The 16,234-nt window shown below is 33.9% G+C and carries 18 protein-coding genes; 9 read left to right on the forward strand and 9 right to left on the reverse strand.

Annotated features, from left to right (window positions below):
- The first annotated feature begins 20 nt into the window (after window positions 1-20).
- Window positions 21-977 carry a tetratricopeptide repeat protein gene (locus tag KWG70_RS14775; protein WP_230936821.1) on the forward strand — a complete coding sequence of 319 codons (957 nt, stop codon included), beginning with the start codon at window positions 21-23 and terminating at the stop codon, window positions 975-977.
- A 44-nt stretch (window positions 978-1,021) separates the two neighbouring features.
- Here KWG70_RS14775 and KWG70_RS14780 read toward each other — a convergent pair whose 3' ends face one another.
- The gene (locus KWG70_RS14780; RefSeq protein WP_230936822.1) at window positions 1,022-1,264 is read right to left on the reverse strand and encodes a hypothetical protein; all 243 of its coding nucleotides are present in this window, start codon (window positions 1,262-1,264) and stop codon (window positions 1,022-1,024) included.
- Between the two features lie 138 nt (window positions 1,265-1,402).
- Here KWG70_RS14780 and KWG70_RS14785 point away from each other — a divergent pair, with 138 nt between their 5' ends.
- On the forward strand, window positions 1,403-2,758 hold the full coding sequence (locus KWG70_RS14785) for a UDP-N-acetylmuramate--L-alanine ligase (protein ID WP_230936823.1): 1,356 nt from the start codon (window positions 1,403-1,405) through the stop codon (window positions 2,756-2,758).
- 56 nt (window positions 2,759-2,814) lie between these two features.
- On the opposite strand, the gene KWG70_RS14790 is transcribed toward KWG70_RS14785, so the two are convergent.
- The 5 genes from KWG70_RS14790 to KWG70_RS14810 all read right to left on the reverse strand — a co-directional run bounded on the left by KWG70_RS14790 (window position 2,815) and on the right by KWG70_RS14810 (window position 6,006).
- Window positions 2,815-3,243 carry a hypothetical protein gene (locus KWG70_RS14790; protein ID WP_230936824.1) on the reverse strand — a complete coding sequence of 143 codons (429 nt, stop codon included), beginning with the start codon at window positions 3,241-3,243 and terminating at the stop codon, window positions 2,815-2,817.
- 36 nt (window positions 3,244-3,279) lie between these two features.
- Window positions 3,280-4,449: an MFS transporter gene (locus KWG70_RS14795; RefSeq protein WP_230936825.1), complete on the reverse strand. Its 1,170-nt coding sequence runs from the start codon at window positions 4,447-4,449 to the stop codon at window positions 3,280-3,282.
- Between the two features lie 83 nt (window positions 4,450-4,532).
- On the reverse strand, window positions 4,533-4,955 hold the full coding sequence (locus KWG70_RS14800) for a hypothetical protein (RefSeq protein ID WP_230936826.1): 423 nt from the start codon (window positions 4,953-4,955) through the stop codon (window positions 4,533-4,535).
- A complete protein-coding gene (locus KWG70_RS14805; protein WP_230936827.1) occupies window positions 4,955-5,545 on the reverse strand; it encodes an FMN-binding negative transcriptional regulator in 591 nt (196 codons plus the stop codon). Before KWG70_RS14805 ends, KWG70_RS14800 begins: the two co-directional genes overlap by 1 nt.
- Before the next feature lie 17 nt (window positions 5,546-5,562).
- Window positions 5,563-6,006: a DUF1569 domain-containing protein gene (locus KWG70_RS14810; protein WP_230936828.1), complete on the reverse strand. Its 444-nt coding sequence runs from the start codon at window positions 6,004-6,006 to the stop codon at window positions 5,563-5,565.
- Between the two features lie 69 nt (window positions 6,007-6,075).
- Between KWG70_RS14810 and radC the strand changes: the two genes are divergently transcribed.
- The 6 genes from radC to KWG70_RS14840 are packed head-to-tail and all read left to right on the forward strand — an operon-like array spanning window position 6,076 to window position 11,628.
- Complete coding sequence (gene radC, locus KWG70_RS14815) at window positions 6,076-6,774, forward strand: RadC family protein (protein WP_230936829.1); 699 nt, start codon at window positions 6,076-6,078, stop codon at window positions 6,772-6,774.
- A gap of 15 nt (window positions 6,775-6,789) precedes the next feature.
- On the forward strand, window positions 6,790-8,091 hold the full coding sequence (locus KWG70_RS14820) for a polysaccharide deacetylase family protein (protein WP_230936830.1): 1,302 nt from the start codon (window positions 6,790-6,792) through the stop codon (window positions 8,089-8,091).
- Entirely contained in the window at window positions 8,081-8,770 is a 690-nt protein-coding gene (locus KWG70_RS14825; RefSeq protein WP_230936831.1) for a YjjG family noncanonical pyrimidine nucleotidase, read from the forward strand. The genes KWG70_RS14820 and KWG70_RS14825 overlap by 11 nt, the downstream gene beginning before the upstream one ends.
- Before the next feature lie 48 nt (window positions 8,771-8,818).
- A complete protein-coding gene (locus tag KWG70_RS14830; protein WP_230936832.1) occupies window positions 8,819-9,379 on the forward strand; it encodes a hypothetical protein in 561 nt (186 codons plus the stop codon).
- A gap of 4 nt (window positions 9,380-9,383) precedes the next feature.
- Window positions 9,384-10,796 carry a DUF5723 family protein gene (locus tag KWG70_RS14835; RefSeq protein ID WP_230936833.1) on the forward strand — a complete coding sequence of 471 codons (1,413 nt, stop codon included), beginning with the start codon at window positions 9,384-9,386 and terminating at the stop codon, window positions 10,794-10,796.
- Entirely contained in the window at window positions 10,789-11,628 is an 840-nt protein-coding gene (locus KWG70_RS14840; RefSeq protein ID WP_230936834.1) for a hypothetical protein, read from the forward strand. The genes KWG70_RS14835 and KWG70_RS14840 overlap by 8 nt, the downstream gene beginning before the upstream one ends.
- Here KWG70_RS14840 and KWG70_RS14845 read toward each other — a convergent pair.
- Window positions 11,625-12,905, reverse strand: a complete 1,281-nt coding sequence (locus tag KWG70_RS14845) for a replication-associated recombination protein A (RefSeq protein ID WP_230936835.1) — start codon at window positions 12,903-12,905, stop codon at window positions 11,625-11,627. The genes KWG70_RS14840 and KWG70_RS14845 overlap by 4 nt on opposite strands.
- A gap of 92 nt (window positions 12,906-12,997) precedes the next feature.
- Here KWG70_RS14845 and KWG70_RS14850 point away from each other — a divergent pair, with 92 nt between their 5' ends.
- Complete coding sequence (locus tag KWG70_RS14850; RefSeq protein WP_230936836.1) at window positions 12,998-13,747, forward strand: rhomboid family intramembrane serine protease; 750 nt, start codon at window positions 12,998-13,000, stop codon at window positions 13,745-13,747.
- On the opposite strand, the gene rlmB is transcribed toward KWG70_RS14850, so the two are convergent.
- Together rlmB and KWG70_RS14860 are read right to left on the reverse strand one after the other, a co-directional pair.
- A complete protein-coding gene (gene rlmB, locus KWG70_RS14855) occupies window positions 13,744-14,478 on the reverse strand; it encodes a 23S rRNA (guanosine(2251)-2'-O)-methyltransferase RlmB (protein ID WP_230936837.1) in 735 nt (244 codons plus the stop codon). The two genes, KWG70_RS14850 and rlmB, sit on opposite strands and share 4 nt — an antisense overlap.
- Before the next feature lie 63 nt (window positions 14,479-14,541).
- Window positions 14,542-16,194 carry an aryl-sulfate sulfotransferase gene (locus KWG70_RS14860; RefSeq protein ID WP_230936838.1) on the reverse strand — a complete coding sequence of 551 codons (1,653 nt, stop codon included), beginning with the start codon at window positions 16,192-16,194 and terminating at the stop codon, window positions 14,542-14,544.
- Between the last annotated feature and the right edge of the window lie 40 nt (window positions 16,195-16,234).

The raw sequence follows: 16,234 nt of genomic DNA on the forward strand, positions 1-16,234 counted from the left end.
AGTTTTGCGTAAGTAGTCCTATGAAATACATATATATTTTTCTATTAGTTCCGTGTTTAAGTATAGCGCAACCCTCTGCTTTAAAAGAGGCAAGAACACTGCTTGATGATAAAAAATTTGTGAAAGCCGAACAGCTCCTTTCAGAATATGTTAAGACAAATCAAAACGACAAAGAAGGGTTAGAGCTTTTAGGTGATGCCTTGGGTCACCAAAAAAAGTGGGATAAAGCTGCAACACGATACAAGAAACTAACCAGATTAGAACCAAAAAACGCAAATTTTCATTATAAGTATGGTGGAGCATTAGGAATGAAAGCCCTTAGTGTTAGTAAGTTAAAAGCTCTAGGTATTATTGGTGATGTTAAAGGCGCTTTTTTAAAAGCTGCCGAATTAGATCCAACTCACATCGATACACGATGGGCATTAGTAGAACTCTACATGCAACTTCCAGGAATTATTGGTGGAAGTAAAAGTAAATCGTTTAAGTATGCTAACGAGCTTCAAGTACTTTCTAAAGTAGATGGTTATTTGGCCAAAGGTTATATATATGAGTATGACGACGAACCAGAGCAAGCTGAAAAGTATTATAAAATGGCTATAAATGAAGGTGGTTCATTAACATGTTATGATAAACTCACTAAGCTTTATGAAAAAGAAAAACAACCTGAAAAGGCGATTTCTAATTTGGAAGCTTCAGGAAAAAAACATCAGCGTAATGCAATGCATTATCAAATAGGAAAAGTGTGTGCAGAATACAATATTCAACTAGAAAAAGGTGAGAAATGCTTGTTAACTTATATTGATAATTATTCGGCTAAGGATGGTGTTCCTAAAGCTTGGGCTTATTACAGATTAGCTCAAATACATAAGAATAAAAAAAACAAGAAAGAGGCTCTAAAATGGATCGATAAAGCTATTACCAGCTTGCCAAAGATCAAAGTTTTCAAAACTGAGAAGTCTAAAATTCAAAAACTATAAACAAGACTACAGCTAAAAAGCTATAGTCCTGTTAAAGTTACAACTTAAGCTCTTGAGCAAACAAAAGCCATATCGTTATAGGCTGCAATAAGATCAGAATTGTTAGCTACTTTTAGTTTTGGTCCAACATAGTACCCGCTTAACTCAACTTCCCAAGGTGCACTTCCACCAGCTTCAAAACTGTGAAATGTATTGGTTAAAATTGGTTTAGCGTTGTAGTTGGTTACAATGCCGTCGGCACTAGTGGCTTTAACTAAAAGAATTGAATTAGGTTCTGAATCGTTCATTGTGAATGAAATTTGCATAATAAATTTGATTTGGGTTAATAATAGGTCAATATTACGATGTTGAAAAATCTCTGATTAGCGTAGAAATACCTGAATATTTTTACACGAATAAATACTATCTTTACTTTTTTAAATTTTATGAACGTACATTTTATTGCTATTGGTGGTAGTGCCATGCACAATCTTGCATTAGCTTTACACAATAAAGGTTATCAAGTCACAGGAAGTGATGATACTATTTTCGAACCTTCAAAATCACGATTGGAAGCTAAAGGGTTATTGCCAGATCAATTTGGATGGTTCCCTGAAAAAATTTCCTCAAACTTAGACGCTATTGTTTTAGGTATGCATGCCAAGGCAGACAACCCTGAACTTTTAAAAGCCCAAGAGCTCAATTTAAAAATATATAGTTACCCAGAATTTTTATACGAGCAGTCTAAACACAAAACACGAGTCGTTATTGGAGGAAGTCATGGTAAAACGACTATTACTTCAATGATTTTACATGTGATGCATTATCATGATAGAGATGTGGATTATATGGTTGGAGCGCAATTAGAAGGGTTTGATGTGATGGTAAAACTTACCGAAGGCAACGATTTTATTGTGCTTGAAGGTGATGAATATTTAAGTTCTCCAATAGATAGACGACCTAAATTCCACTTGTACCAACCTAATATTGCATTACTGAGCGGAATTGCCTGGGATCATATTAATGTATTTCCTACATATGAAAATTATGTTGAGCAATTCTCTATTTTTATCGATAGTATTATTCAAGGCGGAAGCATCAATTATAATGAAGAAGATGCTGAGGTAAAGCGTGTGGTAGAAGCTAGTGAAAACACAATACGGAAATTAGCTTACAACACACCAGAGTATCGTGTTGAAAACGGACAAACATTACTCGCAACTCCTGAAGGAGATTTACCAATAGAAGTCTTTGGAAAACACAATCTCAATAATCTCGCTGGAGCTAAATGGATTTGTCAACATATGGGAATTGATGAAGATGATTTTTATGAAGCTATCGCTACATTTAAAGGTGCTAGTAAACGCTTAGAGAAAATTGCCGAAAGTTCTAAAAGTGTTGCCTATAAAGATTTTGCGCATTCACCAAGTAAAGTCGAAGCTACAACTAAAGCGGTTAAAGAACAATATACAGATAGAACACTTGTCGCTTGTTTAGAATTACATACTTACAGTAGTTTAAATGCTGAATTTTTAAAAGAATATAAAGGCGCTTTGGATGCTGCAGATGTAGCAGTTGTATTTTACTCACCGCATGCTGTTGAGATCAAAAAGTTAGATGAAGTCACTCATGAACAAATAGCTAACGCTTTTGAACGTGATGATTTGATTATTTATACCAATCCAGACGATTTTAAATCCTACCTCTTTTCTCAAGCTTTTGAGAATAAAGCATTGTTATTGATGAGTTCTGGTAATTATGGCGGACTAGATTTTGATGAGGTTAAAGAGCTTATCGCATAAAAATAAATAAAAAAAGCCTCCATTTTGGAGGCTTTTTTGTTTGTTTTTAATTGCATCTAGTTAACAGTAAGATCAATCTCTCTAATAGTTGAGGCATTATCTTCATTAACATTAAATATATCAGTTCTAACAAGAACTTCATCGATATAAATATTTAAAACCGCAGTATAATCTGTCCAACTCGACCCTTCAGGAGTTACATTGTAAACGCCATTTTCGAGGAAAGTCAATTGAAAATAAGTACCACTTTCTATTTCAACTTGCGCATATGTTAGACTAAATGGTAAATTTTCAACTTCATCAGTTTGCGTGTCGTTATTAATAGTGGTCGTTATTATCGCTGCTGTATTTCTTGTTGTTGTGACTTCAAACCTAATGTTTGAAATTACTGGTCCATCTGGATCTGCTCCAGAATCACTATCATCTGGAAGACACGAATAGTTGATACTGCACATCAATACTACTAGTAATAAAATCTTTTTCATTTTGTTCAATTTTTATTTAAGATGGGACGAAGGTCGCTATTTTTTTTGATTACTCAAAGCCAACAAGCCAAAGAGTGGACCAATAGCTAAAACCATATATATAAATAACGAATTTGTAGATTCGATTAGTACATTAAATAGTAGAATGCTAACAACGGTTATAGAAAAACCAATACAGTTAACAATTGTCAATGCGGTACCTTTAATCTCTGCTGAAGCATTCTGTGCCACAAGTGTTGAGAATAAAGGGGAGTCGGTAATTACCACTATTCCCCAAAAGATAAGAAAACCAACAAAGACGATTTCAGAATTAATAGTAAATATAAACGGACAAATGATACAGCATATACAAGATAACAACAATGCTAAAAATGCAATTTTTTTGGTTCCATACCTTTGAGAAAGGTAACCTCCTATGACACATCCTAAACCTCCAATTCCTATAACTATAAATGACAATAGTGGAATATTTAAATTGATATGAGGATACAGGTCATTATACGTTTTTAGTAAAACGGGAACAAATGCCCAAAAGGTATATAATTCCCACATATGTCCAAAATAACCAAATGCAGCTGCTCGAAATTTAGTGTTTTTAAAAACTTTGGAAAACGCAGATACGTCTAGATGTTTAGCTGCCACTCTGTATGGACCATTGGGTACAGATAGAAATACAAGTAATCCGCCTAAAATGGCAATAATTGAAGTGAATAGTATCACAGACTTCCACATATGAGGTTCTAGAAGACCTTTTAGAAGATGAGGAAAAGCAGTGCCAAGTACTAAGGCTCCAACTAGAAAACCTAATGAAATCCCTAATCCCTTTTCAAAATAATCTGTTGCGATTTTCATTCCAACAGGATATATACCTGCTAAGAAGAAACCCGTCAAAAATCGAAGCGAAAGGAGGCTATACAAGTTGTGATCATCCCAAATGATAATGCTATTAAACAAAGCTCCAAGTAAAGCGCAAACGAAAAATACTTTTGAAGGCGGAAAGCGATCTGCTATCGTAAGAACAGCAAATACTAATGTACCAACTATAAAACCAAATTGGATGACTGATGTTAAATGGCCAATAGCTGAGTTACTAAGACCAAATGTGTTAACTAGATCATTCATAACACCATTACTAGCAAACCACAGTGAGGTACAGCAAAATTGTGCAATAATTATAATGAAAAGGATACTGTTTTTACGAGTCATTTACAAAGATCTTAGTCTCTAATTTGAAACCGTAACATTGTTTTCGGTTTTTCTAAAAGATGTATGCATATGTCATTTTGTTATCAGAAAACTATGAGTGTCCAAAGCAAATAGATTAAAATTACAGATCTAGCTGTCCAGCTCAATGTTCTAATCCAATTCGTTCTAATAACTTTAGTTATCAATTTCGATGACCCTTCATTCATTAGTTTTAAATGAATTGGAACCTGAAAAATCATAGTACTTAACCAAATCATAGCAAGTAATACTATATTAAGTATATATAGATTTTCTGGATAACTATATATCAGAATAAGTCCAGTAATGAGTTCAATCGTCATAACTGGGACTGTAATTACACCAGTAATTGCATTTTTTCTTTCATACTTAGGAAACACATCGCTATCAATTGCTCTGAAAAGAGGATAATGAACAATTTGTACAAACCAACATAGACCAGTCATGAAAATTGTTGTGAAGATATGAATTAGGAATATAGTTTTCATTAAAAAACGGTATCTAAAAACTGTTTGATACTTTCTTGATTTGCTCGTATCAATTCTTCGCGAGCAAATTTTGTATCACTTGGTTTTTTATCCTGTGAGAGTTTAAACTTTCCTTCCCATTCGGTTATGGTAATTTCAAACATTTTAATATAATCAAGGTTGCGATCTAATCTAGGGTTATCAGGTTCTAGAATATATTTATGATCTGGAGCCTCTAAAAACTCAGTCATCGTAATCAACGACTGTTTTAAAGAAGCTTTACTCTCTATAGCTTCCACAGTTCCTTTGAGATGCACTTTTATGTAATTCCAAGTTGGTAATTGCGTAGTTCCATAGACACTTGGTGAGATGTAACATTCTGGTCCAGAAAACAATAAGGTCACAGCATTACCCGCTTTTAATAAATTGGCTTGAGGATTATAAATATCAATATGTCCAATAAGTTTTCCGTTTTCAAATATTAACGGCAAGTGTGTAATTAATGGTTGATTATTTTCAACAGAAATCACAGCGGCTAGAGGATAGGTTTTTATAACCTCGATCATATGATCTTTATTGTTATCCTGATGATGTTTTGGAGGGTAGTTCAATTGTTTACTCTTTTAGTTTATACACCAAACTGTTTTAAATGATGGTCTAAGTGTTTGTATTGCATTTGTCCCCATTGGTCGGCTGTGAAATGCCCAAATGCAGGATGAGGATTCCATTCTGATTTATCACGCTGATTATGTAGTTCATTTATAAGCTCTACAAGTGTTGCTTTTTCAGCATTAAAGTCTTTATCTTCTTTAGTTTTTAAGAATTTTGCGGTTGGCAAACCTTTACGCCATGGTTTATCATTGTATAAAGATTTTTTAAAAAACAATTTAGCGAACCAACTGGGTTTCATTCCATAATCATTTTTTTCAAGGATAATATTTAAAGGGCCTTGACAATGCCAAGCCATTTGTCCAGCATTCATTTTTCCCCATTTTGCTTGCGATTGGCCATCTAGTTGTTCAATTCTGTTCAAGATTTCAGTGTGGGCTTCTGTTGTGAATATAGATTTCATAAGATGTAGTATTTTTTCTATATAATGCATTATATTTACATCTAGAAAGTTACAATATATCTTTATAAGATGACTAAAAAAACGACTTCATTTTCAATAAAAAATTGGTCTCAAGATGATCAGCCAAGAGAAAAACTTCGTGACAAAGGGAAGTCTGTATTGAGTGATGCCGAATTACTAGCCATTTTAATTGGCTCTGGAAATAAAGATGAGAGTGCTGTTAGCCTTAGTAAACGCATATTATCCAGTGCAAATTATAATTTAAATACACTCGGAAAACTGAATTTAAAGCAATTAATGGCCTTTAAAGGTATTGGTGAGGCCAAAGCTATTTCAATCATTGCTGCGTTAGAGTTGGCTCGTCGTAGGAGAGGAACCGTAGCTATTGAAAAAAAGAAGATCAATTCTAGTGCTTCTGTCTTTGAACTTATGCAGCCTATTGTAGGTGAGTTGCCTCATGAAGAATTTTGGATTATCTATCTTAATAACTCTAATAAGATCATCCAAAAACAGCAACTAAGTAAAGGAGGAATTACTGGAACTTTAGTAGATGTACGCCTCGTTCTTAAGACGGCTTTAGAAGTTGGAGCAGTAGCTTTGTTACTGGTTCATAATCATCCGTCGGGAAGTTTAAAACCAAGCGAAGCTGATAAAAAATTAACCCAAAAATTAAAAAATGCAGCACAAAGTTTAGATATAAAAGTTCTAGATCATCTCATTATCACAGAAAAAGCATATTTTAGTTTCGCAGATGAAACCCTTTTGTAAAAACTAGATAAATTTTTGCTACTCGTTTATACACATAAAATAACACCTCGACTTCGATATGCGTTCAAACACTTATGCACGAGAGTTTTGGGGATTCCTGTGTCATTTACTACAACCATAGAAGAGTTTATTGCTCATGATAGTTTAAAAATGTCCTATACGCGGCAACCATTGAGTCATGAGATTTTTATAAGAAACCATGAGTTGTTATTTGAACAAGGTTTATCAGATATTGATATTAATGTTCAAGATTGGGACGACACCAAATGCTTTTTTGCTACAGGAGAAAAAAGTGCGCTACCATTTGATATTTTTGCAGCTTCCTTTTATCTATTGAGCCGTTATGAAGAATATTTACCGCATGTAAAAGATGATTATGGACGATTCACAGCGACCGAAAGCCTAGCGTATAAACATGATTTTTTGCAACAGCCTGTAGTGGATATTTGGGCTCACAAATTAAAAGCTTTGCTTGAGCAAAAATTTGATGGTTTTACATTTCCGAAGAAAACATACACTATTCAACCAGTTATAGATGTACCAATGGCCTATTACTTCAAACAAAAAGGCTTGATGCGAACAGTTGGAGGTGCACTAAACGATTTATATCGGTTCAAATTAAGACGGTTTTATCAGCGCTTTATGGTGCTGTTTGGTTTTAAACGCGACCCATACGATACCTTCAAATGGATTATAAATAAACAAAAACAGTACGATTTTAAGTTTATGGTGTTTTTCTTAATTGGTGATTATTCAACCTATGACAAAAATATCAGTATCAATAAAAAGAAATTTGTGTCACTCATTAAATCTATAGCAGATTATTGTAAAGTAGGATTGAAGGCCTCTTATTTTTCTTTAGATGATATTTCAATTTTGAAAAAGGAAAAGAAGAAAATGGAATTTGTCACAAATTATGAATTGGAAGCCGCAAGAAACTCGTTTTCTAAGATTAATTTACCAACATCATATCGTAACCTTATTGAATTAGAAATTAAGAATGATTTCACCATGGGTTACCTTAACCATTTAGGGTTTAGAGCGGGAACATGTACACCATTTCTATTTTATGATCTCGATTATGAAATGCCAACACCATTGCTTATCAATTCATTTCACTGCTTAGATCATGCACTATTAAAGCATCAATCACAATTAGATAAAGCTCAAGAATTGCAGCGATTGATAGATGTTGTAAAACAAGTGAACGGTACATTTACTCCTGTATTTCATAATTATTGTTTCGGAAGTGATATAAGATGGAAAGGCTTTAGAAAATTATTTACTCAAATATTAAAATCTAGACATGAAAATTAAGGGAATAAGACATATATTTTTTGATTTAGATCATACACTTTGGGACTTTGATAAGAATTCTGCACTGACATTCGAGAAAATTTTTGAGATACATAAGCTTGACCTAGATACCAAAGATTTCTTAGATCGATATGAACCTATAAATCTTAATTATTGGAAACTATATAGAGAAGAAAAAATAGATAAACCAAGTTTGAGATATAGACGCTTAAAAGATGCATTTGATGCTGTTCGTTACGATGTTTCAGATCAGATCATTAATCAACTATCTGAGGACTACATTACCTATCTCACCACATTTAATCATCTCTTTGATGGTACTGTAGATATTTTAGAGCACTTACAAGACGATTATCATTTGCATATCATCACGAACGGATTTGAGGAAGCACAGCAGCGAAAAATGGATAATGCTAATATATCTCAGTATTTTAAGACCATAACCAATTCGGAAAGAGCAGGTGTTAAAAAGCCAAATCCCATCATTTTTAATCATGCGCTAGATCTCGCCGAAGCCAAACCTAACGAAAGCTTAATGATTGGTGATAACTATGAAGCAGATATTTTAGGAGCCTTAGATGTTGGTTTGGATGTAATTTTATTTAATTATCATGACTATAATGCTGAAGATCATATTAAACAGGTAAAACGACTTGAGGATCTAAAAAAGTATTTATGATATACTTATTTGATGATATTGTCGTTTTAGTACTAAGCCTAAGCCTCTATGAAACGATCAAGATTAGTCGTATTATTTATCATAACCGTTGGTGTTCTCTTTAGTTCATCATGTGTGAATGATGTCGATTTTGATCAGGCTGAAAATATTTTGCCTACACCAGTTTTCGAAGCAAGTTTAATTTTTTCAAATTTAGAAGCTACTAATTTTATTGATGAAAATACACAGCAGGAGGTACTCGTTTTAACAGATACAACACGACTGGAATATATTAATTCCGATTTTTTTGTTGATCAATTAGTAAAAACAAACTTAACCTTTCAATTCACAAATAGTTTAGACAGAAACTTTAATGTCGACTTTATTTTTGTTAACGACAATGATGAACAACGCTATTTGGCTCAAGTAGAAGTGCTACCAGGTCTTCCCGATACTCCTATTTTTGTTGAGTCAAACTTTTTAATTGAAGAACCAGAGTTAAGTACATTCGAAGAGGCGACAAAATTAATTTATCGCATTACATTACCACCAAACACAAACCCAATAGACATATCTGTTTTAGGACAACTAAAATTAGAATCTAAAGCCACCTTTTATTTCGAATTATAAATGAATGCGTCTAAAAATCACATACATAGCAGTATTGATCTCTGTTTTTGGTATGAGCCAAAATAAAGAGCTCTTATATGATTTTAATGACCTGCCGCAAACATTACATCAAAATCCAGGTGCTCTAGTAGCGTTTGACAAACATTTTGGAATTCCGCTATTATCACAGTTTCATCTTAACGTTGGTAGTTCGGGTGTTTCAGCCTATGATATTTTTAAAAATGATGGCATCGATATCAACACAAAAATTAGAAATGCTATTTTTTCATTATCAAATCGCGATTATTTTACGTTTAATCAACAGTTAGAGATTATTAATGGAGGCTGGCGTAAAGATGAGACCACTTATTTTTCATATGGAATGTATGAAGAAGCTGATGTTATATTCTATTTTCCTAAAGAATTAGCTGTCTTACTTTGGGATGGTAATGCAGATTATATCGGACAATCATTTTCACTAAATGATGTAAACTTTAAAGGAGAGGTTATATCTGTGCTTCACTTCGGAATCAATAAACAACTCAATAAGAAACTTACTATTGGTGCTAGAGCTAAATTGTATTCTAGTATTGCTAATGTAAACAGTAGAAATAATTCGGGAACCTTTACAACTCGAGAAAGTACAACAGGTGATAATATTTACGAACACGTATTTCAATCACTAGATGGGAAGGTGCAAACTTCTGGTCTCGCCTCGCTTTTAGGAGATGATAATTCAGATTTTAGTGAAGATATTAAAACACTTAGAAAACGTGTGCTTTTTGGTGGTAATTTGGGTTTGGGTTTTGATGTGGGATTTACTTATCAGCCTAAAGAACAGCATGTCATTACTGGTAGTTTATTAGATGTTGGTGCGGTTTTTCATAGTAAAGATGTAGAAACCTATCATCTTAATGGTAGTTATACAACTGAAGGCTTAGAGCTTGTATTCCCACCTTTGTTGGATGAGGATGGTACAACGCCTTATTGGCAAAACTTAGAAGACGAATTTGAAGAAAGTATTCAAATTGACACACTCAAAAATAAGTATGTAAGCTGGCGTTCTACAAAATTTAATGCGTCGTATCGTTATAATTTTGGAAAAAAGAATGATGAAGACTGTGATTGCTATGCTGGTCGTAAACCCTATCAAAATGGTATTGGTCTACAATTGTTTTCAATATTTAGACCAAGACAACCTCAGTTTGCTGTTACAGCATTTTATTACAGGCGATTATTCGATTTTTTACGATTAAAATTCACCTACACTGTTGATGATTTTTCTTATCATAATATAGGTTTAGGTGCCTCCATGCATATTGGAAGCTTTAATATGTATCTTATGGGAAATAATTTATCCGAATTGCAAAATATTTCTAGAGCACAAAGTGTATCTTTACAATTCGGAATTAACCTAATTTTTGATTCAAATGAATAGATTACTTTTTCTAATTGCTTTTAGCTTTTTATTTCAATTTAATAGTAACGCTCAAGAAGCGATAAATAATTATAAATATATCATTATTGACAATCAGTATGATTTTCAGAAATCTGAAGATCAATACCAACTAAATTCATTAACTAAATTCTTATTTAATAAATATGGATATGAAGCGTATTTGCAAAATGATGAATTTCCCAGTGACCTTGGTGCTAATAATTGTTTAGGACTTAAAGCTGTTTTAAAAGATGTAAAAGGTGGGTTTCTAGTCACCAAAGTTCAAATTGATTTAGTTGATTGTAAAAATAATGTAATTGCATCTTCGGTTATTGGACGAACAAAAATCAAAGAATACAAAAAGGCATATAATAGAGCATTAAGAGATGCATTTGCGACATATCAAAACTTCGATTATAAGTACAATGGTAATGCAGGAAAAGAAACTAGTATGACAAATCAACCTGTTGTTGAAGTTAAGGAAACCGAGAAAGTACCTGAAGAAGCGGTTGATGTTCGTAAAAAAGAAGAAGTGAAAGAGGTTGTGAAAGATACTGTTGAACCTGAAGTAGAAACGGTAGAAGAGCAAGCAATAGTAACACCTAGTGCTGCTAATAAAAAGGAAATACTATATGCTCAACCAATTGATAACGGATTTCAAATCGTAGATACCGAACCAAAAAAGGTGATGATATTATTATATTCTGGATCGCCTGATATGTATATCGTTCAAGGAAAAGATGCGGTAGTATACAGAAGTAACGGAGCTTGGATCTATGCCGAAAATAGCGGAGAAGGTCTACAGGTCAAGAAAATAAACCTTAAGTTCTAATAGCCGTACTTATCTTTCCATCTCAATTTTAAAAATTCGCGTTGCGCATTTTCTCGTGCATTATTTCCTGGGTTGTAAAGTGTGGTATTCTTTATGTCTTCAGGCAAAAATTCATGTGCTGCAAAGTTGTTCTCATACTTATGAGCATATTGGTAATTGTCTCCATAGCCTAATTCTTTCATTAATTTTGTAGGCGCATTTCTTATAGATAGCGGTACAGATAAGTCTCCCGTTTCTTTAACCAATTGTTGTGCTTTGCCAATGGCTTCGTATGACGCATTGCTTTTTGGAGAAGTGGCAAGATAAGTAGTACACTGACTTAGTATAATTCGAGATTCTGGATAGCCAATAACAGATACAGCCTGAAATGCATTATTAGCAATAACTAAAGCTGTAGGATTAGCATTCCCTATGTCTTCACTGGCTAGAATTAATAAACGACGCGCTATGAATTTTACATCTTCACCACCTTCTATCATTCGCGCCAACCAATATACAGCAGCATTAGGGTCGCTACCTCGTATAGATTTTATAAATGCCGAAATAATATCGTAATGCTGATCTCCGGTTTTATCATAACGAACCGTATTGCTCTGTACACGTTTAGAAACAATGTCATTGGTAATAACAATAGTCTCATTTTCATCAAATGAGGTGACAATAAGTTCAAAGATGTTTAAAAGTTTTCTCGCATCACCTCCAGATAGTCTAATTAAAGCTTCGGTTTCTTTGAGCTTTATTTTACGATTAGATAATAATTGATCCTCTTTAATTGCACGATGTAACAAGGCTTCAAGGTCACTTTTTTCAAAGGAGTTTAAAATATAAACTTGGCAACGCGATAGGAGAGCAGGAATCACTTCAAAACTGGGGTTTTCAGTCGTAGCACCAATAAGCGTTACCCATCCTTTTTCAACAGCTTGTAATAACGAATCTTGCTGAGATTTACTAAATCGATGAATTTCATCAATAAATAAAATAGGATTTTTAGTTGTAAATAAACCTCCACTTTGTTTTGCTTTATCTATAACCTCTCTGATATCTTTAACACCAGAATTTATGGCACTTAGTGTATAGAAAGGACGTTTAGATTCATTAGCAATAATATTTGCTAATGTCGTTTTTCCAGTGCCTGGTGGTCCCCAAAAAATCATTGAGGCAATTACACCTTGATTTAATTGTTGGGTCAAAACGCCAGTTTTGCCAACCAAATGCGACTGACTTAAATAATCGTCGAGCTTTTGTGGCCGTAATCGTTCTGCAAGAGGTTCATTCATACTGTAAAATTACAAAAAACGAATGTGACAATATTTCATAGTTTTAATAAATGGATAGCAATTTGCTATTAAAGTTTTAAATTAGACCATAGATGAGCAATAATCAACAACATTTCAAGTATTCAACAGGAGTAATTGCCTATCCTATATTTTTTGTGCTTTCTATTTGGATTGTGTTTTGGTTACAAGTACGCTTTTTTCCATCTATAAAACGTTTAGGTGTATATCCATTAGAGCTGGAAGGCCTCACAGGAATTTTTACGAGTCCGTTCATTCATTCAGATATAGAGCATTTATATCACAATAGTATTCCGTTGTTTATTCTATCTGTTGCCTTATTTTATTTCTATCGGAAAATTTCGTGGAAAGTGCTGTTTTTTGGAATCTTGCTTTCTGGACTTTTTACTTGGATTATAGGTAGACCTGCAAATCATATTGGAGCGAGTGGCTTGGTTTATGTTTTAGTGAGTTTTATTTTCTTTAAAGGTATATTTGCCAAGCATTTTAGATTAGTAGCTCTATCCTTAATTATTGTTTTTCTCTACGGAAGTATGATCTGGTATGCATTTCCAGTTAAAGATGGTATGTCATGGGAAGGACATCTGGGAGGTCTCATTACTGGTTTTATTTTTGCTATTATTTTTAGAAAAGCCATAGCAAAGCCTGAACGTTATGTTTGGCAACAACCAGATTATAATGAAGACGATGATCCGTTTTTAAAACACTTTGATGAACATGGGAACTTTATTGAAAACTTAGAGCCTGAGATCGAAGAAGAGCCACCTTCCGAAACAGATAAGGGTCCAACTATTAACTATACGTATAAAGAGAATAAAGATTAGAGACGTTGTCTAACGGCTTCATATAAAAACGCACCACAAGCTACAGAAACATTCAACGATTCGATCTCACCTAATAGCGGAAGTTTTGCTTTTTCATCTGAAACTTTCAAAACAGACGGATTAATACCTTTTCCTTCTGAACCCATAATAATAGCACAAGGTTCTTTAAAAGAAACATCATAGATGGTATTGTCTGTTTTCTCGGTAGCTGCAATAACTTTGATTCCACTGGCTTGCATATAAAAAACGGCATCTTTAATATGATCTACTTTGCAAATAGGCATTTTAAAAAGAGCACCAGCACTTGTTTTAATGGCATCGCCATTTACTGGAGCGCCACCTTTTTTTTGGATGATAATTCCAGAAACACCTGTACACTCTGCTGTACGAACTATGGCACCAAAATTTCGTACATCACTTAGTTGATCCAGTAACAAAAATAATGGAGTTTTACCAGACTCAATAACATTCATTACAAGGTCTTCAATGTCATAAAATGAAATGGGAGCAATTTGAGCAATTACGCCTTGATGGTTCTTTTTTGATAGACGGTTGAGTTTTTCAACTGGCACATAAGAACTGTTTAAACGTTCTTTCTTTAAAAGCTGTTCAAGCTCAGAAAACAATTCACCTCGTAAGCCTTTTTGTAAAAATATCTTATCAATATTCTCACCAGCCTTTATCGCTTCAATGACAGCACGTATACCAAAAATGGTAGTTTCTTTTTCCATGGCTCAAAGGTATAAAAAAACCATTCTATTTTTAGAATGGTTTCAATGTATTGTCTTTAATAGTTATTGCTTTATTATTTTCTTACTGATGCTGGCATTACCTGAATATAATTGAACAAAATAAACTCCAGAATCAAAGTTGGATAAATCTAAAGAATTTGTTTGTTTTACTTCATGTACCTTTTTACCTAAAACAGAATACAATTCAATTTTATCAATGTCACTTGTTGATGTTATATTGATATAATCGGAAGTTGGGTTAGGATACACTGAAACTTCAGAAATTTCAAAATCATCAACACTTAAATTTAAGCACGCTGTAAGGTCTGGGTTTTGTTCTAATGGAGCTCCTGGTGTTAAATCTCTACCAAAAAAAGCAGGATAATCAGGTGCGTATTTTATAGCTCTAAAAACTAATCCGTTTACTGGAGGCTCTTCACCTTGAATATAAGACGTTCCATCTGCATTACTAATCGGATTTTGGTATTCCCATACGATATTGTCACTAGGATCAATTTCAAAGAATTCACCCGTTCGTCCTTCACAAATCATTGTATTTCCATTAGGTAAGCGTTGTGCACTACTCGTGATTGCAGAATAGAAATCTGAATCTTCCATAGGATCTGCTGGCAGGTCAGAATAGGTGTAATCTGCTGTTAATGGTCCATAAGCTGTTCCAGGAGTGTAACTATAGTCGCCCGTATTAGACACTGGTGGGTCTATAATTAATACCTCTGAGAAGTTTGGTTCTCGGCCGTTACCATTGTTAAACAAAATGATTTTTCCCGCATCGGTCAAACCGTCTGCTATGTAGTGCGGATAATGTTGTCCGTATAAAATTCGGTCAGCTTCTGTTCCTTGACCATAGGCTTGTGGATTTCCCCAGCGGTATAAAAAATCACCACCTTTGCCTGAATTTCCACCAGAACTCGTAGCAGCTTCAGCAGTAGTGGTCGAGTGATCAATAACTAACACTTCACTAAGGTTTCTTGAACTAATTACTATTTGGTCAAAGTTCTCATAGTATTGTATAGAATTAAAATGTAACCAATTTTCTGCTCCAGTACCACCATTTAAGAAGTTGATATCCATTTTACCAGGATTATCAGCAACAGTACCAAAGTTAGCTTTTGTACTATCGAAATCTTGTATTAAATGATCTTTAATATTCCACGCCCAAACCACAGTACCTTGGTTAGTACCTACGGGTTCAACTTCAAAAATTTCTTCCATATATAGACGTGGGTCTGTCAATAATGCTGGGTTTCGTCCTTCATCAACGGCTTCAGTATCAGTAATCGTTTTTACAGCAAGAATTAATACGTTTCCATTTGGCATAGGAAAGATGTCATGGTGTTGTCTAAATGTATTTGAACTGTAAACATACGACCATAGTAAATCACCATCCCAGTTGAATAGTTCTACAATTCCTCCTTGTCCGCCTAGTGATATGTCACTAGAGCCATCTACTAATCTACCTGCTCTAAGTAAATTGCCGTTAGGCAATAAATACACGGCATTTCCAGGTAAATAAGCGCTTGTCCATTCGTTTATAACTTCACCGCAATTGTTCAACACATAAGACTTAGTATTTACTGTAAAAAGTGTAAAGGCTTCAAATACATCATCTGTGATAAACGTTGTTCCGAGTGTGTTTTGAGAGGAGGAATTAAAATATAGGAGAAGTGTAAGAGAGACGAGTAGTTTTCTTATCATAGCAATTTTTTAATAAATTATTAGTGCAACTTTTTTTGTA

It is taken from the genome of Psychroserpens luteolus (genome assembly GCF_021032705.1).
In the GTDB taxonomy this organism is placed as follows: Bacteria; Bacteroidota; Bacteroidia; order Flavobacteriales; family Flavobacteriaceae; genus Psychroserpens; species Psychroserpens luteolus.

What these genes read in the sequence shown, in the direction of transcription:
- KWG70_RS14800 (WP_230936826.1), bottom strand. Translation starts at nt 4,955, where the DNA reads ATGAAAACTATATTCCTAATTCATATCTTCACAACAATTTTCATGACT.
- KWG70_RS14840 (WP_230936834.1), top strand. Translation starts at nt 10,789, where the DNA reads ATGAATAGATTACTTTTTCTAATTGCTTTTAGCTTTTTATTTCAATTT.
- KWG70_RS14810 (WP_230936828.1), bottom strand. Translation starts at nt 6,006, where the DNA reads ATGAAATCTATATTCACAACAGAAGCCCACACTGAAATCTTGAACAGA.
- KWG70_RS14825 (WP_230936831.1), top strand. Translation starts at nt 8,081, where the DNA reads ATGAAAATTAAGGGAATAAGACATATATTTTTTGATTTAGATCATACA.
- KWG70_RS14835 (WP_230936833.1), top strand. Translation starts at nt 9,384, where the DNA reads ATGCGTCTAAAAATCACATACATAGCAGTATTGATCTCTGTTTTTGGT.
- KWG70_RS14795 (WP_230936825.1), bottom strand. Translation starts at nt 4,449, where the DNA reads ATGACTCGTAAAAACAGTATCCTTTTCATTATAATTATTGCACAATTT.
- KWG70_RS14860 (WP_230936838.1), bottom strand. Translation starts at nt 16,194, where the DNA reads ATGATAAGAAAACTACTCGTCTCTCTTACACTTCTCCTATATTTTAAT.
- radC (WP_230936829.1), top strand. Translation starts at nt 6,076, where the DNA reads ATGACTAAAAAAACGACTTCATTTTCAATAAAAAATTGGTCTCAAGAT.
- KWG70_RS14775 (WP_230936821.1), top strand. Translation starts at nt 21, where the DNA reads ATGAAATACATATATATTTTTCTATTAGTTCCGTGTTTAAGTATAGCG.
- KWG70_RS14850 (WP_230936836.1), top strand. Translation starts at nt 12,998, where the DNA reads ATGAGCAATAATCAACAACATTTCAAGTATTCAACAGGAGTAATTGCC.
- KWG70_RS14845 (WP_230936835.1), bottom strand. Translation starts at nt 12,905, where the DNA reads ATGAATGAACCTCTTGCAGAACGATTACGGCCACAAAAGCTCGACGAT.
- KWG70_RS14790 (WP_230936824.1), bottom strand. Translation starts at nt 3,243, where the DNA reads ATGAAAAAGATTTTATTACTAGTAGTATTGATGTGCAGTATCAACTAT.
- KWG70_RS14830 (WP_230936832.1), top strand. Translation starts at nt 8,819, where the DNA reads ATGAAACGATCAAGATTAGTCGTATTATTTATCATAACCGTTGGTGTT.
- KWG70_RS14780 (WP_230936822.1), bottom strand. Translation starts at nt 1,264, where the DNA reads ATGAACGATTCAGAACCTAATTCAATTCTTTTAGTTAAAGCCACTAGT.
- KWG70_RS14785 (WP_230936823.1), top strand. Translation starts at nt 1,403, where the DNA reads ATGAACGTACATTTTATTGCTATTGGTGGTAGTGCCATGCACAATCTT.
- rlmB (WP_230936837.1), bottom strand. Translation starts at nt 14,478, where the DNA reads ATGGAAAAAGAAACTACCATTTTTGGTATACGTGCTGTCATTGAAGCG.